Annotated in this window: 19 protein-coding genes and 1 pseudogene; 11 read left to right on the plus strand and 9 right to left on the minus strand. The window is 72.6% G+C overall.

Annotated elements, in window-relative coordinates:
• Positions 1-22: 22 nt before the first annotated feature.
• Positions 23-919, minus strand: coding sequence for a carbohydrate ABC transporter permease (locus tag ACLQ2V_RS17120; RefSeq protein ID WP_425719489.1), 897 nt, complete (start codon positions 917-919; stop codon positions 23-25).
• Positions 916-1881 carry an ABC transporter permease gene (locus tag ACLQ2V_RS17125; protein ID WP_425719490.1) on the minus strand — a complete coding sequence of 322 codons (966 nt, stop codon included), beginning with the start codon at positions 1879-1881 and terminating at the stop codon, positions 916-918. Before ACLQ2V_RS17125 ends, ACLQ2V_RS17120 begins: the two co-directional genes overlap by 4 nt.
• Positions 1882-2189: 308 nt before the next feature.
• On the opposite strand from ACLQ2V_RS17125, the gene ACLQ2V_RS17130 reads away from it, so the two are divergent.
• Positions 2190-3176: an acetylxylan esterase gene (locus tag ACLQ2V_RS17130; RefSeq protein WP_425719491.1), complete on the plus strand. Its 987-nt coding sequence runs from the start codon at positions 2190-2192 to the stop codon at positions 3174-3176.
• A gap of 18 nt (positions 3177-3194) precedes the next feature.
• Here the strand turns inward: ACLQ2V_RS17130 and ACLQ2V_RS17135 are convergent, their stop codons facing one another.
• Entirely contained in the window at positions 3195-3767 is a 573-nt protein-coding gene (locus ACLQ2V_RS17135) for an FtsX-like permease family protein (protein ID WP_425719492.1), read from the minus strand.
• 155 nt (positions 3768-3922) lie between these two features.
• A complete protein-coding gene (locus ACLQ2V_RS17140; protein ID WP_425719493.1) occupies positions 3923-4342 on the minus strand; it encodes a barstar family protein in 420 nt (139 codons plus the stop codon).
• Positions 4343-4572: 230 nt separating this feature from the next.
• Between ACLQ2V_RS17140 and ACLQ2V_RS17145 the strand changes: the two genes are divergently transcribed.
• Positions 4573-5070, plus strand: coding sequence for a YcxB family protein (locus ACLQ2V_RS17145; RefSeq protein ID WP_425719494.1), 498 nt, complete (start codon positions 4573-4575; stop codon positions 5068-5070).
• Positions 5071-5106: 36 nt separating this feature from the next.
• Here ACLQ2V_RS17145 and ACLQ2V_RS17150 read toward each other — a convergent pair whose 3' ends face one another.
• Entirely contained in the window at positions 5107-7932 is a 2826-nt protein-coding gene (locus ACLQ2V_RS17150) for a M14 family zinc carboxypeptidase (RefSeq protein ID WP_425719495.1), read from the minus strand.
• Between the two features lie 98 nt (positions 7933-8030).
• Positions 8031-8702, minus strand: coding sequence for a CG0192-related protein (locus tag ACLQ2V_RS17155; protein WP_425719496.1), 672 nt, complete (start codon positions 8700-8702; stop codon positions 8031-8033).
• Between the two features lie 197 nt (positions 8703-8899).
• On the opposite strand from ACLQ2V_RS17155, the gene ACLQ2V_RS17160 reads away from it, so the two are divergent.
• A complete protein-coding gene (locus tag ACLQ2V_RS17160; protein ID WP_425719497.1) occupies positions 8900-9916 on the plus strand; it encodes a CPBP family intramembrane glutamic endopeptidase in 1017 nt (338 codons plus the stop codon).
• Here ACLQ2V_RS17160 and ACLQ2V_RS17165 read toward each other — a convergent pair.
• Positions 9886-10545 (minus strand): response regulator, encoded by a 660-nt coding sequence (locus ACLQ2V_RS17165; RefSeq protein WP_425719498.1) that lies wholly within the window; start codon positions 10543-10545, stop codon positions 9886-9888. The genes ACLQ2V_RS17160 and ACLQ2V_RS17165 overlap by 31 nt on opposite strands.
• On the minus strand, positions 10533-11801 hold the full coding sequence (locus ACLQ2V_RS17170; protein WP_425719499.1) for a sensor histidine kinase: 1269 nt from the start codon (positions 11799-11801) through the stop codon (positions 10533-10535). The genes ACLQ2V_RS17165 and ACLQ2V_RS17170 overlap by 13 nt, the downstream gene beginning before the upstream one ends.
• A gap of 209 nt (positions 11802-12010) precedes the next feature.
• Here ACLQ2V_RS17170 and ACLQ2V_RS17175 point away from each other — a divergent pair, with 209 nt between their 5' ends.
• The 6 genes and pseudogenes from ACLQ2V_RS17175 to ACLQ2V_RS17200 all read left to right on the plus strand — a co-directional run bounded on the left by ACLQ2V_RS17175 (position 12011) and on the right by ACLQ2V_RS17200 (position 16076).
• A complete protein-coding gene (locus ACLQ2V_RS17175; RefSeq protein WP_425719500.1) occupies positions 12011-12259 on the plus strand; it encodes a hypothetical protein in 249 nt (82 codons plus the stop codon).
• A gap of 202 nt (positions 12260-12461) precedes the next feature.
• Positions 12462-13291 (plus strand): annotated as a pseudogene (locus ACLQ2V_RS17180) (DUF5753 domain-containing protein).
• Positions 13288-13494: a DUF397 domain-containing protein gene (locus ACLQ2V_RS17185; protein ID WP_425719501.1), complete on the plus strand. Its 207-nt coding sequence runs from the start codon at positions 13288-13290 to the stop codon at positions 13492-13494. The pseudogene ACLQ2V_RS17180 and the gene ACLQ2V_RS17185 overlap by 4 nt, the downstream one beginning before the upstream one ends.
• A gap of 189 nt (positions 13495-13683) precedes the next feature.
• On the plus strand, positions 13684-14046 hold the full coding sequence (locus ACLQ2V_RS17190) for a hypothetical protein (protein WP_425719502.1): 363 nt from the start codon (positions 13684-13686) through the stop codon (positions 14044-14046).
• Complete coding sequence (locus ACLQ2V_RS17195) at positions 14033-15082, plus strand: T3SS (YopN, CesT) and YbjN peptide-binding chaperone 1 (RefSeq protein WP_425719503.1); 1050 nt, start codon at positions 14033-14035, stop codon at positions 15080-15082. Before ACLQ2V_RS17190 ends, ACLQ2V_RS17195 begins: the two co-directional genes overlap by 14 nt.
• A gap of 103 nt (positions 15083-15185) precedes the next feature.
• Positions 15186-16076 carry a pirin family protein gene (locus ACLQ2V_RS17200; protein WP_425719504.1) on the plus strand — a complete coding sequence of 297 codons (891 nt, stop codon included), beginning with the start codon at positions 15186-15188 and terminating at the stop codon, positions 16074-16076.
• Between the two features lie 188 nt (positions 16077-16264).
• On the opposite strand, the gene ACLQ2V_RS17205 is transcribed toward ACLQ2V_RS17200, so the two are convergent.
• Positions 16265-17611, minus strand: a complete 1347-nt coding sequence (locus ACLQ2V_RS17205) for an extracellular catalytic domain type 1 short-chain-length polyhydroxyalkanoate depolymerase (RefSeq protein ID WP_425719505.1) — start codon at positions 17609-17611, stop codon at positions 16265-16267.
• Positions 17612-17880: 269 nt separating this feature from the next.
• Here ACLQ2V_RS17205 and nhaA point away from each other — a divergent pair, with 269 nt between their 5' ends.
• Positions 17881-19200 (plus strand): Na+/H+ antiporter NhaA, encoded by a 1320-nt coding sequence (nhaA, locus tag ACLQ2V_RS17210; RefSeq protein WP_425719506.1) that lies wholly within the window; start codon positions 17881-17883, stop codon positions 19198-19200.
• A 199-nt stretch (positions 19201-19399) separates the two neighbouring features.
• Positions 19400-20941, plus strand: coding sequence for an ABC transporter substrate-binding protein (locus ACLQ2V_RS17215; RefSeq protein ID WP_425719507.1), 1542 nt, complete (start codon positions 19400-19402; stop codon positions 20939-20941).
• Positions 20942-20951 lie beyond the last annotated feature (10 nt).

The following is a 20951-nucleotide window of genomic DNA, read 5'->3' on the forward strand; positions in this document are numbered from 1 at the left end:
GTTTGGTGGTGGGGGAGGTGGGCTAGCCCTTGACCGCGCCGAGCATCACGCCGGAGACGAAGTACCGCTGGATGAATGGGTACACCGCCAGGATCGGCAGGGTGGTGAGCACGGTGGTCACGGACTGCAGGGTGACCGCCGCCTGAATGGCGTCGGCGTCGGCGACCCCGCCGGCCGACTGCGCGCCGGTGGCCCCGGCGATCAGGTTGCGCAGGTAGACGGTGACCGGGAGCAGGTCCTGCTGGTCGAGGTAGAGGAAGGCGGTGAACCACGAGTTCCAGAACGACACCGCGTAGAAGAGCACCATCGTGGCGATGACGGCCTTCGACAGCGGCAGCACGATCCGCCACAGGGTGCCGTACGTGCTCAGCCCGTCGACGGCCGCCGCCTCCTCCAACTCCGCCGGCAGGCTCTCGAAGAACGCCTTCATCACCAGCAGGTTGAACACGTTGACGGCATTGGGCAGCACCACCGCCCAGATGCTGTTCTTCATGCCCAGGCTGGTGATCAGCACGTAGTTGGGGATCAGCCCGCCGGAGAAGAACATGGTGAAGACCGCGATGCCGACGAGCATCCCGCGCCCCTTGAGCCGGGGCTTGGAGAGCACGTACGCGTAGCAGGTGGTCAGCACGATCGAGATGGCGGTGGCGACCACCGTGTAGAGCACGGTGTTGCGGTAGTTGGTCCAGAACATCGGGTCGGACATCACCAGCCGGTACGCGGTCAGGTCGAACCCCCGGGGCACCAGGTTGACCTTCCCGGCGATGATGTACGCCTCCTCGCTCAGCGAGCGGGCCACGATGTTGACGAACGGGTAGAGGGTCACGACCACCACGCCGGTCAGGATCAGCGCGTTGACGGCCTGGAAGACCCGGTAGCCCCGGGTCGGCCGGATGCCGCGCCGCCGACCGGCGCTCACCACAGGCTCGTCCCGACCGTGCGGCGGGAGATCGTGTTGGCCGACAGGACCAGGATCAGCCCGATGACCGCCTCGAAGAGCCCGATGGCGGCGGCGTAGCTGAAGTTGCTGGACTCGAAGCCCATCCGGAACAGGTACGTGGAGACCACGTCGGCCGTCGGGTACGTCAACGGGTTGTACAGCAGCAGGATCTTCTCGAAGCCGACCGCCATGAAGGTGCCGATGTTGAGGATGAGCAGCGTCACCATGGTCGGCCGGAGGCCGGGCAGCGTCACGTGCCAGGTCTGCCGCCACCGGTTGGCCCCGTCCGTCCGGGCCGCCTCGTAGAGGTTGTCGTCGATGGTGGTGAGGGCGGCGAGGTAGAGGATCGTGCCCCAGCCGACGGTCTGCCAGACCTCCGAGGAGACGTAGACGCTGCGGAACCACTCCGGCTGCTGCAGGAACGACACCGGGTCGCCGCCCACGCCGCGGACGAGCTGGTTGACCGTGCCGTCCACGGAGAGCAACTGCATCACCATGGCCGCCACGATCACGGTGGAGAGGAAGTGCGGCAGGTAGGACACGGACTGCACGAAGCGCTTGAGCCGGCCGGTGCGGACCTCGTTGAGCAGCAGCGCCAGCACTATCGGCAGCGGGAAGCAGAACAGCAGGGTCAGCGCGCCCAGCACCAGAGTGTTGCCGAAGACCTTCCAGAATGTCGGGTCGTTGAGGAACATCTCCACGTACCGCAGGCCCACCCAGTAGTCGCCGAAGATGCTGCCGCCGGGCCGGAACCGGCGGAACGCGATCACGTTGCCGGCCATCGGCAGGTAGCGGAAGACCAGGAAGAACAGCAGCGGCGCGACGGCCAGCGAATAGAGCTGCCAGTCCCGGCGCAGGGCCCGCCGCCAGCTCTGACCGCGGCGACGTCTCGGCGGGTCGGAGCGGTTCTCCGCCACCGCGCGGCGGCGCGTACCTCTCATACCCGACCCCTTAGCTGCGAGCACGTCCCCGCGCCGCGACAGGCGATGGCGTTACGGCGGCGACCCGATCCGGAAGTTTCAGAAAACTCGCCGATGTCTTCTCGGAAACTTAGGGGCATCAATGGGTAACGTCAAGGGACGGGGCAGGGTGACCGCCAGTGCCGACCATGGTGAGCGGTGGGGAGATGGCCGTAGAGTGATTGACGTACGTCATGGTCTTCGTCCGTCGACCGGGATTTCTGCCGCCGAAAGTTCCGGACGCTCTCGGGGTCGCTTTCGACCCCGGCCGTCAACCCCTGCGAGGAGCCATGTCCCCGTTCGACCTTCCGCCCGACCAGCTCCGGCGGTACGCGCCCACCGTCGTCGAGCCCACCGACTTCGACGAGTTCTGGCGGCGCACCCTCGCCGACGCCGCCCGCCGGCCGGTCCTGGTCGACGTGCGGCCGGAGCGCACCGACCTGCGCCTGGTCGACTCCTGGGACGTCACCTTCGCCGGCTTCGGCGGCGACCCGGTGCGTGCCTGGTACACCCGCCCCGCCGGGGTGAGCGAGGCCCTGCCCGCCGTGGTGGAGTTCGTCGGCTACGGGCGCGGGCGCGCCCTGCCCCACGAGCGGCTGCTGTGGCCGGTCGCCGGGTACGCGCACCTGCTGATGGACAGCCGGGGACAGGCCGGGTTGCACGCCACCGGCGACACCCCCGACCGGCACGGCGCGCCCGGCGGCCCGTCGCCCGCCACCCGGGGCATCCTCGACCCGCAGGACTACTACTACCGCCGGCTGATCACCGACGCGGTCCGGGCGGTCGACGCGCTGCGGGCCCTGCCGGGGGTGGACCCGGCCCGGGTCGCAGCGGCCGGCAACAGCCAGGGCGGCGGCCTCGCCCTGGCCGTCGCCGGCCTGGTCGGCGACCTCGCGGCGCTGCTGACCTCCGCGCCGTTCCTCTGCGACGTGCAGCGGGCCATCGAGCTCACCGACGCCTCCCCGTACGGCGACATCGTCCGCTACCTGGCCGTGCACCGGGAGGCCGAGCCGGCGGTACGGCACACCCTGTCCTACGTCGACGGCGTCACCTTCGCCCGCCGGGCGAGCGCCCCGGCGCACTTCGGCATCGGTCTGCGGGACAACGTCTGCCCGCCGAGCACCGGCTTCGCCGCCTACAACCAGTACGGCGCCGCGACCGGCCGGCCGACCCCGGCCGCGAACGAGCTGCACACGTACCCGTTCAACGGCCATGAGGGCGGCGAGGCCGTGCACAGCCGGCGGCAGCTGCGCTGGCTCGACACGCTGTTCCGTTAGCCCGCGTGGTGCCCGCGTTCATCCCGTGATGCCGATGGGCGATTGCCCGGGACGGTGACCCAGTGACCGCCAGGTCGGCAACGCGCTCGCCAGCACCGCCAGTAGCAGGCAGAGACCCACCACCCCGCCGACCACCGACCACGGCACCACCAGGTCGACCGGTACGCCGGCCTGCTCGGCCAGGCCGGCACGGACGCTCAGCAGACCGACGAACGCGACAGCCCCTCCGAGCAGAGCGCCGATCAGCACCACCAGGGCGGACTCGGCCGTAACCAGCCAGATGACCTGCCTCCGGGTCGCTCCGGCCAGCCGGATCAGCCGCAGGTCGGCCACCCTGCCGGCGGCGGCCAGCAGCAGCGTGTTCGCCACCGCGCCCGCCCCGTAGCCGGCCGAAACACCGATCAAGAGCAGCGTGAACAGCCAGACGAGGCGATCCTCGGCGCGGTTGGCGCCGCGAACTGCTCGACGACGAGAAGCGATGACCCGACTCCCGACTCGTGGCAGCGTAAGGCCGTATACGCAGGACCCACAACATTCCAACTGATCTTCGACAAACGATCGCACCAAGGCGACGAAGCGTTCGGTACGCATCGGCGGGATGCAGGAAGTGGCAGGTCATCGGCCTGTGGATATCGTCGGAGCGTCGGGTTGGTACTCCAACCGGACGCCGGATCACGGGCTCCGGTCCGACTCGCGATAGAAGCGCACAGCGCGGACGTAGCTCGTCGGGGTACTTCGCTCGCCTTTTAGCGCGCGTCGTGAAGCGCTCGGGCGATGTCCTGCCGCAGCCGCGCCGCGTCCTCGTCTCGGTCACACAGCAGCAGCACCGTGAACGGGACCGCCTTCCCCGCCGGTTGGCCCAGCGGACTGGCCCAGTGGTCGACCACCCCGGCGAGGACGCGGAAGAGTGTGTGCCGCTCCGGGGCGCTCTCCGGCAGTATCCGAGGCGCGTCTTCGATGATCACCAGGTAGCCGTCCGCCGGCAGCCATTGCAGATCCCTGAGACAGTCGGACAGCGCGCTCCAGTTCCAGCCGAAGTAGCTGGGGAAGAGCAAGGCGTCCGAGAAGTCATAAAAGATTTGGGCGGCGTCGGCCATCCTCGTGCCGTCGAGGCGGGCGACCACGAACGTGCCGGATGTGGGCAGCACCGTAATCAACTCCACCACAGAATCACGCGAGCAGACCGGGAGCGGAGTACCACTGCGGTGCCACGCCCTGTCCGTCATGTGCTCCGCCTCGGTCGACGTCGTCCTGCTTCTGGGGAAGGAGAGCAGCGTGACAGGTGGGCCGCCCGCCGGAGAACCGGGTCTACCGCCGACAGCGGGCGGCCCGACGAAGCGGCCGGCGGGGAAAGCCAGGCGCTCCGGTGCGCCGGTGGGGGCACTATCGTGCTGGTGTGCACATCCGCTTTGACGTCCCCGCCGATCCCGCCTATCCGGGCCGGGTGGCCGCTGCGCTCGGAAGCGTGCGGCTGCGCAGGTACCGAGACATCGGCCAGGTGCTCTTCGCGTACGGGGTGATCGGCTTCGTCCTCCTGTGGGGCTTCGGGTTGGGTCCGCGACTTCCGCCGCTGTGGCTGTCGATGCTGGTGGTAGGCACGCTGTCGATGTTGTATCCGCCGTGGGTGCGGTGGCGCGCTCGACGCCGCTCCGGTCGCTACGCCGTCGAGGGGGCCTACGACATCACCGACGAGAACATCATGATGCGCAGCGGCTCGGAGTCCGCCGGCATCGCCTGGGACGGGGTCACCGAGGTGCGGGACACCCCCGAGTTCTGGGTCGTGAACGTCGGCCGGAAGCCGGTGACCGTGATCCCCCGCCGCCTGATGTCCGACGAGGATGCCGAGACGCTGCGCGCCTACATGATCGAGCGTGGGCTGCTCCGGCGACGGTGACCTGAGCTCTTCCTGGCGGGGTTCCCGCTTTCGCCATCAGCCCACCACCGAGCGCAGCGGGATCCGCTCGTCGTGCAGGGCGCGCACCAAATCACCGAAGAACGGGTGCTCGTCGGCCTGCAGACCGCCCGGGTTGGGGATCACCAGGTGGGCGGAGCCGCCCGCGACGGAGACCCGGGCGGTGTCGGTGAACCGGTCGACGACCGCCGCCGTGCGGGACAGGTCGGCGGCGGCCACCTCGATGCGCAGCGGCCGCCACTGACCGCCGAGGTTCGCCGGGGCCGGGGCGGCGGCCGCTGCGGCGCGGGCCGGGTCGACGCCGGTCGTGTGGGGCGGCGCGGCGGATGGCCTCGCCCCGCCGCCCGGTGCCAACAGCGCGTTGGCGACCAAGTGCAGACCGCTCTCGTTGTACGCCCGGAACAGCGGGTTGAACGCGAAGAGCACCGCCCGACCAGCGCCGGTCGGCTCGTCCACCAGCGCCACGGTCCCTCGCAGCGTGTCCTGGCCCACCGTGTAGCCGTTGGCCCAGAAGGTTGCGCCAGTCGGGTAGCGCAGCACGTTCGTGCCGGTGCTGCTCGGGTTCAGGATCGGGTCGTCGTTGTTGAACTGGAAGTCCTCAACCGGGCGGCCCAGCGCCACCGGGCTGTCGCCGTCGACGTCGACCCGCAGGTGCGAGCCGATCACCGTGTACCCGCTCGGTTTCGGCTGCTCCGTGGTGGAGGTCAGCCCGGCGGCGCGGGCCAGCCGGGTGCCCTCGTTGCGTACGCCGAGGTAGGTGTTGCCGGCGGCGACCCAGGCGCGCAGGTGGGCCTGCCCGGCGGCGGTGAGCCCGCCGGTCGGGCTGCTGCCGTCGGGGACGACGAGCGCGGTGCGGTCGGTGAAGGCCGGCGTGTTGTCGTTGATGTCGGCGGTGGTCACCGGCGTCAGGCCCAGCCCCCACCGCTTGCCGAGCACGTACCGCGCCTCACCGTGCGAGCCGGACGTGGTGGAGACGCCGGTGCCCGCGAAGAGCCCGACGTCCGGCCGGACGACCGGGCTGCCGGTGGCGGGCGTGCGGCGCGGGGTGAGCGTGACGCCGAGCCTGCGGGCTGCCCGGTCCAGCTCGCCGGTCAGCGCGCGGGCCGGCAGGCCGACCGCGCCGGTGCCCGGGTCGCGCACCAGCGCGACGCCCCGGCCCAGCAGGGTGAAGGTGAATTCGGCTGCGGCGGCGGAGTCCAGCTCGTAGCGGTAGGAGCCCCACGGCGGCGCGGCCGAGCCCCGCCCACCGCCGGTGGTCTCGATCCGCTCGACGAGGCGGGCGCGGGGCCGCACGGCGGTGCCGGTCCAGACGGCGTTGAGCCCCATCAGCAGGGGATTGCTCCACGACGACACGTCGTAGAAGTACGGGAACGGCGCGTACGCATCCTCGCCCAGGATCGCCTGGATCCAGTGCTTCTGGGGCTGGTCCATCGGGATCCAGTACGCCCCCTCGGGCACGGTAAGGCCGGTCACGCCCCGCCCGCCGTAGGCGCGGGCGGTGGGCAGCCGCACCGGCCTGGTCACCTCGTAGACCTCGACGTCCATCCGGCGCAGCCGGGCCACCAGCGCGCGGGCGTCGGCGAGCTGCCGGTCCGGCAGCAGGAAGTACGACCGGACGGTCTGCTGCGGCACCGGGAACTGCACGGTGTTGCCCGGCTGGACCACCTCGTTGGGCTCCAGCGCGCCGGCCCGCCCCTGCGTGAGGGCGTCCTGCCAGAGGCGGAAGTAGCCGTCGAGCACCTCGCGCCGGTGCGCCGCCGCCCAGCCCAGGGTCGCCCACTGGGTGTGGAACTGCTGCTGGACCCGGTCGGCCACCGTCGACGCGCTGCCCTTCTCGAAGGTCATCCCGGCGGCCCCGAAGCCGGCCGCCGGCACCGTGTCGCCGTAGCCCATGAAGAACAGGTCGTACGTCGAGTAGTTGAAGTAACACTCGGTGGTGACGGCCCCGCCGCAGGCGCCGTTGAACCCGAACCCGGCCTTGTTGGCCTCGCCGATCCGGTTGATCCAGTCGACCGCCTCCCCGGCGATCTCGTGGTGGATGGGGTCGGCGTTGGGCGGGAAGAAGTATTGCCGGCCGCCCATCTCGTGGGCGTCGACGAAGACCTGCGGCGGGAGCCGCCGCATCAGTTCGATCTTGCCGTCGGTCTCCCGCTGGGTGCGGGCGAACCAGTCCCGGTTCAGGTCGAAGCCGTACTCGTTCTGCCGCCGTCCGGCGGCGCGGCCGTCCGGGTTCTGCGTCGGCACGATGACCGTGACCACGTTGTCGTTGCGGCGCGCGACCTCGCAGGAGAGCCCGGCGGCCAGCTCGTAGAGCGTCTTCAGGGCCGCGTCGGCGCCGCTGGTCTCCCCGCCGTGGACGTTGGCGGTGATCCAGACGATCGCCGGGCCCCGCTCGGCGATTCCGTCGGCCCGGCGCGGGCTGGTGCGGCGCGGGTCGCGCAGCGAGCGCACGTCGTCGGCGATGCGCTCCAGGGTGCCGCGCCGCACGTGGCGGTCGGCGGAGACCACCGCGTACGGCAGGGGCCGGCCGAGCGCGCTGGTCCCCAGGCTGCCGGTGACGACCCGGTCCGAGGCGGCGTCCACCGCCCCGAGGTAGCCGCGCAGCTCCTCGTTGGTGACCACCCGCTGCTGGCCGGTGCCGAGCGGGAAGCCGAGGAAGCCCTCCGGGCTTGGCACCGACGTCAGCCGGGCGGCCGGGTCGGCGCTGCACGCCGGGACGCGGGGCGCGGCGTCGGCGGCGGGGCCGGTCGACAACGGCAGCGTCGCACCCAACAGGACGACCGTGGCGGCGGCCACCAGTCGTCTCGGCGGAACTGGCCTGAAGCGGTGCGCTGATCGTCGCATGTGTCGCCCTGCTTCCCTGTGGCGGGACGTGAGCCGGCGGCACCGAGCGTAGGACCACTTATTCCCAGCGGTCAATGTCTGATGCCGGGCGGCGGCCGTCAGCGGGGGGTCGCGTACGCCAGCGGCAGCGGCGTCGGCTGCCCCTTCCACGTGCCGGTCAGCCGGGCCCCGCCCGGCGCGGTGTCGCCGCCGAGCAGCCGGAGCACGGCCAGCTCGACGGCGCCGGTGCGGATGCGGGTGGGGTCGCCGTCGGCGACCCGCTCGACCGCGCCGATCCCACCGACGTCGAGCCCCGGGCCGCCGTCGGCGGCGAGCCCACCGCCGGCGAGCGCCCGGCCGCCATCGGCGGCGATCCCCATGCTGGGTGCCCGGTGCTCCCGCCGGCCGTCGGACTCGAAGTATTCCTCCGCCTGACCGGTGTCGGCGAGGATCGCCCCGGCCAGGGCCGCGGCGTAGACCGGGTCGCCGCAGGCGTCGTAGACCCAGCGCCGGCCCAGCACCGAGTGCTCGAAGGTGCCGACGAGCCACGACTGCGCCCCGTCCAGGGGCGCGCCCCGGTAGGTCAGCGGCACCTGCAGGATTGGCCCGGAACCGGCGCGCACCAGCAGGGTCTCGATCCCCACCCGGCCCTCGGGGTCGTCGAAGCGGTATGCCGCGACCCGCGTCACGGCGGCGTCGGCCTCGCCCGCGAACCACCGCCGCCGGGGCAGCCAGGTCGCCAGGAGCTCGAGCTTGGTGGGGCGGATCTCCGCCCGGTGCAGCAGCGCCATGGCCAGATCATAGGGACCCGGTACGACGGCGACGCCGACCGCGATCAGCGCGGGGCGGTGGTAGCGCCTGCTGTACCCCGGGTCGGCAGAGCGCGGGAGTGACCGGACCCCCGCGCGGCTGGTCTGCTGTACGCGGCGGAGAAAGCGCTGGTCAGCCGCCTACCACGAAGCCAACCGTCGTCCCCTTTGGAGAACCGATGAGCACCGAAACGACCCCTGCCCCCGGCGGCTTCCGCCGCCTCGTGCGCCGCCGGCCACTGACCGTCTTCTTCGCCCTGGCCTACGGCCTGAGCTGGCTGGCCTGGATCCCGTACATCCTCTCCGAAAGCGGCCTCGGCTGGATCCCGTTGCAGATTCCGGAGCTGCTGGGCACCAGGCAGCTCGTCGGCATGATGCCCGGCGCCTACCTGGGGCCGGTCACGGCCGCGCTGCTGGTCACCGCCGCCGCCGAGGGGCGCGCGGGGCTGCGGCAGTGGCGCGGCCGGCTGTTCCGGCTGCGGGTCGGGTGGCGCTGGTACCTGCTGGTGCTGGCCGGGGTGCCCGCGGTGATCCTGCTCTCCACCTTCGCCCTGCCCCAGGCGTGGGGCCAGGCCCGGACGTTCAGCATCCTGGTGGTGGCCGTGTACCTGCCGATGATGCTCGTGCAGTTCGTCACCACGGCGGCGGCCGAGGAGCCGGGCTGGCGCGACTTCGCCCTGCCCCGCCTGCAGCGCCGCTACGGCGCGGTGCCCGGCACCGTGCTGCTCGGCCTGCTCTGGGGCGGCTGGCACCTGCCGCTCTTCCTCACCGAGTGGGGCGGCTACCCGAACGTGTCCTGGGTGTACCCGGTCGAGTTCGTGGCCGGCTGCGTGCCGCTGAGCCTGGTGATGACCTGGGTGTTCAACCGGACCCGGGAGAGCCTGCCGCTGATCATGCTGCTGCACGCCGGCATCAACAGCACGTACTCGCTGGTCTGGCCGCAGATGTTCCCGACCCTCAACGGCAACACCGACACCCTGCACGTGCAGCTCATCGGCTCGACCGTGGTGGCTCTGGTGCTGATCGTCGCGACCCGGGGAAAGCTGGGCCTGCGCACCGCGCAGACCGACGCTCCGCAGGCCGACGCACCAGGCACCGGGCCGGTCGACACCCCGCCGGTCGACACCGAGCAGGCCGGCGCTGCGCCGGTCGGGCCGGACGACGGTCAGCCCCGGCGCGCGGTGTCCTCCAGGTAGTGCAGGACGGCGGCGACGCGGCGATCCGTCCGGTCGGTCTGGGCGAGATCGAGCTTGGCGAAGATGCTGCGGATGTGCTTGTGCACCGCCCCGTCGGTGACGAAGAGCCGCTCCGCGATCGCCGCGTTGCCCAGGCCCTCGGCCATGAGCGCCAACACGTCCCGCTCGCGGGGGCTGAGGCGCTCCAGCCGGGTGTCCGGACGGGTGCGGGCCAGCAACTGGGCCACCACGTCCGGGTCGATCGCCGTGCCGCCGTCGGCGACCCGGTGCAGCGCCGCCAGGAACTCCTCGACCCGCCCCACCCGCTCCTTGAGCAGGTACCCGAGCCGCGCGCCGCCCTGGGCGAGCAGATCCGTGGCGAAGGCCTGCTCGACGTACGCGGAGAGCACCAGCACCGCGAGGCCCGGCTGGCGGCGGCGGGCCTCGACGGCGGCGACGATCCCCTCGTCGGTGTGCGTCGGCGGCATGCGCACGTCGACGATCGCCACGTCCGGCTGGTGGGCGTCGATCGCGGCCAGGAAGGTGGGCGCGTCCTCGGCGGTGGCCACCACCTCCAGCGACTCGGCGCGCAGCAGCAGCGCCAGCCCTTCCCGCAGCAGCGCGTCGTCCTCGGCGATCACGATCCGCACGGCAGGTTCACCTCCACAGTGGTCGGACCGCCCGGCGGGCTGGTCAACGTCAACGTGCCGTCGTGCGCCTCGGCCCGGCGGCGGATGCCCAGCAGCCCGGAGCCGGGGCGGTCACCCGCGCCGCCGCGACCGTCGTCGGTGACGGCGACGTGCAGCCGGTCGCCGTCGCGGCGCAGCCGCACCGTGGCCTGCCGCGCGCCGCTGTGCCGGGCGATGTTGGTCAGCGCCTCGGCCACCACGAAGTACGCCGTCGCCTCCACCGAGGCCGCGCAGCGGACCGGCAGCTCCGCGTCGACGCGCACGGGCACCGGGCAGGTCGTGGCCAGCGACGCCAGCGCGTCGGGGAGGCTGCGGTCGGTGAGCACCGGCGGCAGGATACTGCGCACCACCGCGCGCAGCTCGGCCAGGGCCTCCTCGGCGGCGCTCTGCGCCCGCTCCAGGATGGCGTCTGCGTGGGCCGGGTCGCGGGTCACCGCGCGCCGCGCCGCGCCGAGCAGCACGGTGACCCCGACGATCCGGTTCTGCGTGCCGTCGTGCAGCGCCCGTTCGATGCGCCGCAGTTCGGCGGCGTGGGCGTCCAGCGCGGCGGCCCGGGTCGCGGTCAACTGCGCCACCCGCAGCACCAGGTCGCTGCCCGGGTCGGGGGTGAGCAGCCGGCGGCCGGGCCGTTCCTGCAACCGGGCGAAGAAGGGCGTGGCGTAGAGCACCAGGAGCAGCCAACCGACGCCGAGCAGGCTGACCCCGAGGGCGCCGACGGTGTCGTGGACCACCGGGAACCCGATCGACGCCGTCGCGTCGCCCGCCGGCAGCAGCCGCCACCACAGCGGGAACGTGCCGTCTCGTAGCACGTTGATCGGCAGCACCAGCCCGATCATGCCGAGCACCAGCCCCAGCGTCGCGTGCCGGAACAGCCAGCGCAGCTCCCGCCGTACGGCCGGATCGCCGGCGGCGGCCCGCAGGCCCGCCGGCGGCGGCTGGCCACCGGGGATCTCCGGGCCGATGCGGGAGAGCCGCTCGCGCTCCCGGTCGGTGACCATCCGCAGCGCCCGCAGCGCGTACGGCACCGCCGACAGGCCCACCCCGATCAGGCAGGTCGCCGCCGTGGCGAGCAGCACCACCAGTGTCACCAGGGCCAGTACGGCGGTGCCGAGCCCGCTGACGAGGCGCTCCAGCCCGTCCAGGCCGGCGCGGGCGCGGGCGGAGTGGTCCCGCCGCGCGGCCTGCGGGTCGGGCGCACCCGTGTTCTGCGCGCGCATCGCGATCCCCTCCCGCGCTCGTCCTGCCGAGAACCCCAGCGACAGTAGGCCACCACCCGCCCGTCGTGGCAGGGGCTCCGGTGCGAAGTACAGCCTGCTGTACCCCGACTCTCCATCTGGCGGGATCGTTCGCGGCCGCCGCCGTCCGTAGCGTTCTGGGTGCCGGCGGGGAAGGCGACCGACCGGCGCCAATCATCGAGGAGGACACCATGACGGATCTCTACCGTGGCACCGAGGCCCAGTCGACGACGGGCCGGTCGACGACGCAGGCCGGGTGGTTCGCCCGCACCGCCAGCGACCGGACCAGCGTGCTGCTCTGGGTGGCGCTGGTGGTCAGCGTTGTGCTCAACGCCGTGCTGTCGAACGTGAACGTCTTCCTGGGCGGGGCGTTCGGGATGATGGTGCTGGCCTGCGGGTGGGCGCTCGTCGTCCGGTACCGGCGCAACCGCAACCGCTGACCGTGCCCGGGCCCCGTCACGACCCGTCGGGGCCCGGCTGCTGCGGGGCGATGACCTCGGTGCCGGACCAGCGTGCCGGGCTGAATACTCCTTGTGTGTCAGGTGAGTTTCGCGAAGGAGGAGTCATGCCCGCTGTGTCCCCGGGGTCGCCCGGCTCGCGTCAGACCCTGTCGCAACTGGAGTCGTCGCCCGTGGTGCAGGCGTGGGAGCTGGGAATGCGGCTGGCCAGCGGCGCGAGGAGGTCGGCTTCACGGCGGCGGCCGCCGGGCGCGCCATCGGCATCATCCAGGCGTACGTCTCCGGCGTGGAGTCGGGCCGGGTGAAGCTGCCCGCCCGCCGGCTGGCGCAGATCGTCGAGGCGTACGAGTTCGAGCCCGACGACGCGGCCGAGCTGGAGCAGCTCCGCGCCGGGGCGACCCGGCGCGGCTGGTGGCACGAGTACGCGCAGCTCTTCCCGGCCGAGTTCCTGCGCTTCCTCGGCTACGAGGCCGGTGCCGAGCACGTGCGCAGCTTCCACCCGGAGGCCATCCACGGCCTGTTGCAGACCGAGGAGTACGCCCGCGCGGTGATCCGGGGCGGCAGCACCACGATCCGGTTGACCGAGGTGGACCGGCGGGTCGCCGTGCGGATGGCCCGCCAGCGGCGGCTCGACGGCGAGCATCCGCTGCGGGTCTCCGCGCTGCTCAGCGAGGTGCGCTGCGCCAGCAGGTCGGCGGCCCGGAGGTGATGCGCGGCCAGCTCGACCACCTGGTCCGGCTGGCCACCGAGCGGCCCGAGCAGGTCGAGGTCCGCGTGCTGCCGTTCAGCGTCGGGGCGCACCCCGCCTTCGGCGGACCCTTCGAGGTGCTGTCGTTCCCGTCGCCCCGGCTGCCCGACCTGGTCTGGCAGGAGATCCTGACCTTCATCGACATCATCGACCAGTCGGTGCGGGTGACCGACTACGTGATCACCTTCGCCGAGACCCGGGAGCTCGCGTTAAGCTCCGACGAATCGATCGACCTGATTCGCTGGATCGCCAAGGGGATGACGTGAGCGCGCAGCCAGCCGGCACCGAGCGGGGATGGTTCAAGTCCTCCCGCAGCTCCAGCAACGCCAACTGTGTCGAGGTGCGGTTCGCCGCCGGCGGGGTGGGCGTCCGCGACTCCAAGGACCCCGGCGGCCCGGCCCTCGCCTTCGCCGGCGCCGCCTGGGCCGACTTCGTGCGTGCGATCGGGGCCGTGCCTCCGCCCCGCTGACCGTTGGCTGACGCCTCCTGCGGCGACACGGTCCAACCTGGACCGGCCTTCGCAGCCTTGGACCGGCCTTCGCAGCCGCCGAACGGTGCCCGCGGCGTGTTGTGCCCTCCGGTTACCGTCGGACACGACGTCGACACCTGCGCGGAGGGCGGCGCGGGTGCGGGAGAACTCGATCGCTAGGGTTGGGACGTGTCTCTATGGATGGCCGCGATGTGGGGAATGGTCGGCAGCGCCGTCGCGGAGGCATTGAACCTCTACGGCATGATGCGCCCGACCACCGAGTCGCAGGGCCGGTGGCAGTGGCCGTGGCGGGACCGGCGGGACCGGCCGATCGTGGTCTTCGCCGTCCTGCTGCGGGCGGTGGCCGGCACCGGCCTGGCCGCCGCGGCCGCCGCGGGTGGGCTGGCGGAGACCGCGTTCGCCAGCTTCACCTTCGGGGTGGCCGCGCCGCTGGTGATCGCCAAGATGTTCGATCAGATCCGGACGGTCGATCCACGGGCCGATCCGCCCGCCGTCGGCAGCCCGGACGGTGAGCACGATGACGGCGCGTGACACCCGGTGGGGCCGCCTGGTCGCCGCGTTGGCGGCCCGGCCGGCCGTCACCGTCACTCCCGCCCCGCTGCCCCGGCGCACCCGGTTCGCCGCCGCGTTGGCGGCCCGGCCGGTCGCCGTCGCCCGCCCGGCGAGGGCGGCGTCGTCGTGGGAGGGGCACGCCGGCGAGGGCAAGCTCACCGAGCAGGTGAAGGAGATCCTCGCCGCCGTCCTCGGCGTCACCGCCGACCAGCTCCGGGTCGACGCCGACGGCGATGTGGGCTTCCGCGCCGGCTCCGCCATGATCTTCGTACGCGCCCAGGACGACCCGCCCCTGGTGGACGTCTTCTCGCCGCTGCTGACCGGCGTGGAGCCCACGGAGACGCTCTACCAGCGGCTCTCCGACCTGACCAACGGGTTGGTCGTCGGCCGGGTCTACTGCACCGGCGGCACGGTCTGGGCCTCGATCCCCGTCTTCGGGCAGGACTTCGTCCCCACCCATCTGCTGCTGGCCGTACGCGCCATGATCGCGCTCGCCGACGACCTGGACGACCGGCTGCGCCACGAGTTCGGCGGGAGCCGGTTCTTCGGGTCGGAGGCCACCGGGCTGACCCCGGTGCCCGATCCCACCGGTTACCTGCGTGACCTCGCCGACTCCGACGCCGCCGGCGCGCTGGGCGCCGGCAGCGTCCTGGTCGACCTGCTGGCCGACCGGGGGCACACCGACGAGCTGCGGTTGCGTGCCGACCACGGCGACGGGCACGCCGCCGCCCGGCTGGCCGGGCTGCTGGCCGAGCGGGGGCGGGCGGGCGAGGCCGAGCGGTACTGGCGGGTCGCCGTCGAGCACGGCGACGCGCGGGCGTACGACGAACTGGCCGCCCTGCTGGCCGCCGAGGGCCGGCCGGACGAGGCGATCGACCTGCTGCGCAGCTCCGTCGACCAGGGCAACCGGCGCTCCCTGCCGCTGCTGGTCACGCTGCTGACCGAGCACGGCAGGCTCGACGAGGGCGTCGAGTTGCTGCGCGGCTGGGCGGCTCGCGGCGCTGCGGAGGGCTGAGTCCGCGCCGACCCCCGACGCCGTGAGGCGGAGCTACAGTTGTTGACGATTCAACAACTGTGTCGACCGGCGACGAACCGCTCGACGGGGAAGGAACCGCACCATGGACGCCCCCACGCTCACCCCGGCCCGCACCGTGGCCCGCGTCGAGACCAGCCGCCGGCTCGGCCCGGACGCGCAGGTCGACGACAAGGCGCTGGTCTTCGCCCCGGACAACCCGGCGCTGACCGACCCCTTCCTGCTCCTCGCCGAGGACTGGTTCTCCTCGCCCGGCTTCGAGTGGCACCCGCACCGGGGGGTGGAGACGGTCACCACCGTCGTCGACGGCGTGCTCGAACACGGCGACAGCCTCGGCAACTCCGGTGCGCTCCGGCCGGACGACGTGCAGTGGATGACCGCCGGGCGGGGCATCATCCACCGCGAGCTGGCCTACCGCAACGAGCACGCGCACACGCTGCAACTCTGGCTGAACCTGCCCGCCGCCCGGAAGCTGACCGACACCCGCTACCAGGACCTGCTCGCCGCCGGCCGACCGCGCGTCGTCCGCCCCGGCGTCGTCGTCGACGTGATCTCCGGCACCGTCGACGGGATGACCGGCCCCGCGCTCAACCACGTCGACGTGCAGGGCGCGCTGGTCCGGCTGGAGCCGGCGGCCACGCTGCACTACCCGCTGCCGTCGGCGCACCGGGCGTTCGTGTACGTGCTGGCGGGCCGGGCGACGGTGGCCGGCAGACGCCTGCGCGCCGGGCAGACCGCCTGGTCCGACCCGGTGACCAGGGCGGGCGGCCGCAGCGAGTTGACCCTCGCCGCCCCGGACGGGGACGCGCCGACCCGGCTGATGGTCTACAGCGGCACCCCGCTGCGCGAGCCGGTGGTCTTCGGCGGCCCGTTCGTGATGAACCGGCGTACCGAGATCACCCAGGCGTTCGCGGACTTCCACGCCGGCCGGTTCGGCCGCGTCCCCCGCAGCGCCCGGCTGCGCTACGACCGCTAGCCGCCGTACCGGACCTCGGTGGTAGGCGGCGGCGCGGCACGCGCGAGACCTGGGACGCTTCCTGTCGAATGGGGGCCGGGTCGGATGAAGGCCGTGGAGAGACCGGGCGGCCGCCGGATTCCGCGACCCGCTGGCCGGCCGCCGGCGGTGGGTCGACGACGGGTCGACCCACCGCCGGCGGGCCGGGGTCAGGCGACGGAGCAGGTGGCCCCGTTGAGGGTGAACGAGGACGGTCGGGCGGTGCTGCCCGTGTGGGTGGCCTGGAAGCCGATGCTGACCGACCCGCTCGGCGCGATGGTGCCGTTGTAGGCGACGTTACGGGCGGTCACCGCCCCGCTGGTCGGCGCGTAGGACGCGTTCCAGCCGCTGGTGATGGTCTGCCCGCCGGGCAGGGTGAAGCCCAGGGTCCAGCCGTTGACGGCGGCGCTGCTGGTGTTGGTGATGGTCACGGCGGCGGTCAGGCCGTTGTTCCAGGCGTTGACCGTGTACCCGACCAGACAGGCCCCGGGGGCCGGCGGCGGCGACGTCGGCGGGGGAGTGGTGGGCGGGGGCGTCGTCGGCGGGGGAGTGGTGGGCGGCGGAGTCGTCGGGGGCGGGGTGGTCGGCGGCGGCGTGGTGCCGTCGAGACCGAAGAAGCGGATGGCCTGGGCCGCGTCCACGGGCAGGTTGTGCGACACGCCCTGCATGCTGATCGCCTCGACCGGCGCGGTCGGGCCGCTGCCGCCGTACCGGGTGCGGGTGTAGCCCGACTGCGGGGTGTCGGTGTACGTCGGGGTCTGGCTCAGCCCGTGCACGTTGGTCCACTGCTTGATCGCCTCCCCGAAGTTGGGGTAGCGCAACGTCTCGTCGTTCGTGCCGTGCCAGAGCTGGATGCGGGGCCGCTTGCCGGTGTAACCCGGGTACGCGTTGCGGACCAGGTCCCCCCACGCCTGTGGGGTCCTGCTGATCTGCCCGTTGGCGCACTCGCTGTTCCACTCCGAGCCGTTGGTGGTGGCGAAGCAACCGAACGGGACCCCGGCGTAGGCGCTGCCGGCGGCGAAGACGTCGGGGTAGAGGCCGAGCAGGACGTTGGTCATCATCGCGCCCGAGGAGATGCCGGTGGCGAAGATGCGGTCGGCGTCCACGGGGTAGCGCGCCCGGACGTAGTCGACCATCGACTTGATGCCCACCGGGTCGCTGCCGCCGTCGCGGCGCAGCGCCTGCGGGGAGGCGACGTCGAAGCACTGGCTGCTGCGGGTCACCGACGGGTAGATCACGATATAGCCGTACCGGTCGGCCAGGGCGGCGAACTGGGTGCCGGAGTACATGGCCGGGCCGGTGCCGGTGCAGTAGTGCACCGCGACCACCACCGCCGGGCGGGGCGCGACGTTGTCCGGCACGTACAGGTACATCCGCAGGTTGCTGGGGTTGGTGCCGAAGCCGGTGACCTCGGTCAGCGCCGCCGCCGAGGCGGGCGTGGGGACGGCCAGCGCCGCCAGCGCGGTCACCGCCGCGGCCGCCAGGGCGGCGCAGAGCGCTTTGATCCTTGTTCGCATGGACGGGTTCCTTCGGAGCGCGAGGATGGGGCAGGGGTTCCGATCGAGGCTGCCCGGTGCCCGATCATGTCCGGCTCAGGAACATCCACAAGTATGGATAGCCCGAGGTGGGGCTGGCAACCGCGCGGAACTATCGGTGCCCGGCGCGGGGCGGGGCGATCCGCCCCACGTCGAGGCGTATCCGGCGGGACCGGCTACCGTTGGTCCCTGGTGTGCCGGGAAGCCTGGTCGGCGATGGATGACGCACGCCCGCCGACGAGGAGATTCCCGTGACCGACGCCCCACGGCGCCGTACCAGCCTGTTCGCCCGACGCTCCTGGGGCGAGACCAGCCGCATCAGCGCCATCCTGCGCAAGGAGACCGTGGGCGGGGCGCTCCTGCTGGCCGGCGCGCTGCTGGCCCTGGCCTGGTCCAACTCCCCCTGGTCGCACGGCTACCAGGCGCTGCGGGACCTGCGGGTCGGCCCGGCGGCGGCGCACCTGGACCTCAGCCTCGCGGCCTGGGCCGCCGACGGCCTGCTGGCGATCTTCTTCTTCGTCGCCGGGCTGGAACTCAAGCGCGAGTTCGTCGCCGGGGACCTGCGCGACCCGCGCCGCGCGGCGGTGCCGGTGGCCGCCGCCCTGGGCGGGGTGGCCGTGCCGGCCGTGCTCTACCTGATCATCGCAGGGGGCGACGCGCCGAAGGGCTGGGCCATCCCCACCGCCACGGACATCGCCTTCGCCCTGGCCGTGCTCGCGGTCGTCGGCCGGTTCCTCCCCTCCGGGCTGCGCACCTTCCTGCTCACCCTCGCCGTGGTCGACGACCTGCTGGCCATCGTCATCATCGCCGTGTTCTACACCTCCGACCTCAACGCCGGGGCGCTGCTGGGCGCGCTGGTCCCGCTGGCGGTCTTCGGCCTGCTCGTGCAGCGCCGGGTCCGCTCCTGGTGGCTGCTGCTGCCGCTGGCGGCGGCGACCTGGGCGCTGATGCACGCCTCCGGGGTGCACGCCACCGTGGCCGGGGTGCTGCTGGCCTTCACCGTCCCGGTGCTGCGCAGCCGCGCCGCCGGCGGCCCGGACGCCGGCCCGGGGCTGGCCGAGCACTTCGAGCACCGGTTCCGCCCGATCTCCGCCGGCGTCGCGGTGCCGGTCTTCGCGTTCCTCTCCGCCGGTGTCACGGTCGGCGGCCTGGCCGGGCTGGCCACCGCCCTGACCGACCGGGTGGCCCTCGGTGTCGTCGTCGGCCTGGTGGTCGGCAAGCCCATCGGCATCATGCTGGCCACCTGGCTGGTGTCCCGGTTCACCCGGGCGGACCTCGACGAGGGGCTGAACTGGCTCGACGTGCTCGGCCTGGCGCTGCTGGGCGGGGTCGGCTTCACCGTCTCGCTGCTGATCGGGGAGCTCGCCTTCGGCCTGGGCAGCGAGCGCGACGACCACGTCAAGGTGGCCGTGCTCACCGGCTCCCTGCTCGCCGCCGCCCTGGCCGCCGTGGTCCTGCGCGCGCGCAGCCGGTTCTACCGGCGGGTCCACGCCGCCGAGAGCGTCGACCGCGACCGTGACGGCATCCCGGACGTCTACCAGGCGCCGCCCGACGCGCCCGGCGGCCGGTGAGCCCCGCCCTGCCACCGCCGGGCCCCGCCGTCGCCCGCTTCCGACCGGCCCGGCCGGGAACGTCGGGCGACTGACAGGTTTCGCCGTCCGGTCGAAGCGGGCAAGGAGGCGGTAAGCCGTCGAGAGCGGACGGGGGGATCGCGACGCCGTTGGTGGCCGCAGCGGTCCCGCCCCGCCCGCCGGGGGAGGGGACCGCTTGATGACCAGATCCAGAATGGCCGGCGCCGCGCTCGCGCTCGTGCTCGCCACGTCCGCCGGGTGCGGCTCCGGGGAGAGCGTCGACGTGGGCACCGGCGCCAACACGGGCGGCGGGGGCGCCGGAGGGACGCTCGCCGCGGCGATCGGCGGCGAGCCCGACCAGCTCGACCCGCACAAGACGTCGGCGTACTACAGCTTCCAGGTGCTGGAGAACGTCTACGACACCCTGGTCGAGCCGGGCGCCGACCTGCAGATGGGGCCGTCGCTGGCGACGAAGTGGACCACCAGCGACGACCAGCTCACCTGGACCTTCACCCTCCGCGAGGGGGTCAAGTTCTCCGATGGCTCGCCGCTGACCTCCGCCGACGTCGTCTACTCGTACAACCGGATCATCTCGGAGAAGCTCAACCAGGCGTACAAGTTCGAGACCGTCAAGTCGGTGACCGGGCCCAACCCGACCACCGTGGTCGTCACGCTCACCAAGCCCACCCCGAACCTGCTGGCCAACCTGGGCGGCTTCAAGGGCGTGGCGATCGTCGAGAAAGCGAACGTCGAGTCCGGGGCGGTCAAGACCAAGCCCGTCGGCAGCGGCCCGTTCGCGGTCGCCGGCTACACCTCCGGCGACAACGTCAAGCTGGTCCGCAACGACGCGTACTGGGGGGCCCGGCCCAAGCTGGACGGGGTCACCTTCAGCTTCGTCAAGGACCCGACCGTGGCGCTGCAGAACCTGCGCGGCGGCGAGGTGCAGTGGACCGACAACCTCCCGCCCCAGCAGGTCGCCGGCCTGAAGAAGACCGGCGGTGAGGTCACCGTCGAGTCGAAGCCGTCGACCGACTACTGGTACCTGGCGCTCAACCAGAGCCGCAAGCCGTACGACGACGTGAACGTGCGCCGGGCGATCGCCTTCGCCCTGGACCGGGAGGCGATCACCAAGGCGGCGAAGTTCGGGCTGGCCAAGGCGAACCAGACCGCCATCCCCGAGGGCAGCTCCTGGCACTACGGGTACGCCCCGTACCGGCACGACCCCGACCAGGCCCGGCAGTTGCTCGGCCAGGCCGGCGTCACCGGGCTGACCATGGAGCTGATGGTGACCACCGAGTACCCGGAGACGGTCAGCGCCGCCCAGGTCATCGCGTCGCAGCTCAAGGACGTCGGAATCACCGTGAAGATCCGTACCCTCGACTTCGCGCAGTGGCTCGACGAGCAGGGCAAGAGCAACTTCGACGCGTTCATGCTCGGCTGGCTCGGCAACATCGACCCGGACGAGTTCTACTACGCCCAGCACCGCACCGGCGGGACGTTCAACTTCCACAAGTACAGCAACCCGGCCGTGGACAAGCTCCTCGACGCCGCCCGCACCGAGACCGACCCGGCGGCCCGCAAGCGCACGTACGACCAGGCCGCGAAGCAGATCGTCGACGACGTCAGCTACCTCTACCTCTACAACCCGGAGGTCGTGCAGGGCTGGACGAAGCAGGTGTCCGGATACCAGGTCCGCTCCGACCGGGCCGTGCGGTTCCGCGACGTCGGCCTCGACCGGTGAGCTGACGGGA

Origin of the sequence: Micromonospora sp. DT233 (assembly GCF_049841815.1) — a bacterium.
Taxonomy (GTDB): domain Bacteria; phylum Actinomycetota; class Actinomycetes; order Mycobacteriales; family Micromonosporaceae; genus Micromonospora.

Bases quoted from the DNA above. Each gene is read 5' to 3' on its own strand.
- ACLQ2V_RS17205 (WP_425719505.1), bottom strand. From the start codon at position 17,611: ATGCGAACAAGGATCAAAGCGCTCTGCGCCGCCCTGGCGGCCGCGGCG.
- ACLQ2V_RS17215 (WP_425719507.1), top strand. From the start codon at position 19,400: ATGACCAGATCCAGAATGGCCGGCGCCGCGCTCGCGCTCGTGCTCGCC.
- ACLQ2V_RS17200 (WP_425719504.1), top strand. From the start codon at position 15,186: ATGGACGCCCCCACGCTCACCCCGGCCCGCACCGTGGCCCGCGTCGAG.
- ACLQ2V_RS17130 (WP_425719491.1), top strand. From the start codon at position 2,190: ATGTCCCCGTTCGACCTTCCGCCCGACCAGCTCCGGCGGTACGCGCCC.
- ACLQ2V_RS17150 (WP_425719495.1), bottom strand. From the start codon at position 7,932: ATGCGACGATCAGCGCACCGCTTCAGGCCAGTTCCGCCGAGACGACTG.
- ACLQ2V_RS17125 (WP_425719490.1), bottom strand. From the start codon at position 1,881: ATGAGAGGTACGCGCCGCCGCGCGGTGGCGGAGAACCGCTCCGACCCG.
- ACLQ2V_RS17170 (WP_425719499.1), bottom strand. From the start codon at position 11,801: ATGCGCGCGCAGAACACGGGTGCGCCCGACCCGCAGGCCGCGCGGCGG.
- ACLQ2V_RS17135 (WP_425719492.1), bottom strand. From the start codon at position 3,767: ATGCGTACCGAACGCTTCGTCGCCTTGGTGCGATCGTTTGTCGAAGAT.
- ACLQ2V_RS17195 (WP_425719503.1), top strand. From the start codon at position 14,033: ATGACGGCGCGTGACACCCGGTGGGGCCGCCTGGTCGCCGCGTTGGCG.
- ACLQ2V_RS17155 (WP_425719496.1), bottom strand. From the start codon at position 8,702: ATGGCGCTGCTGCACCGGGCGGAGATCCGCCCCACCAAGCTCGAGCTC.
- ACLQ2V_RS17175 (WP_425719500.1), top strand. From the start codon at position 12,011: ATGACGGATCTCTACCGTGGCACCGAGGCCCAGTCGACGACGGGCCGG.
- ACLQ2V_RS17160 (WP_425719497.1), top strand. From the start codon at position 8,900: ATGAGCACCGAAACGACCCCTGCCCCCGGCGGCTTCCGCCGCCTCGTG.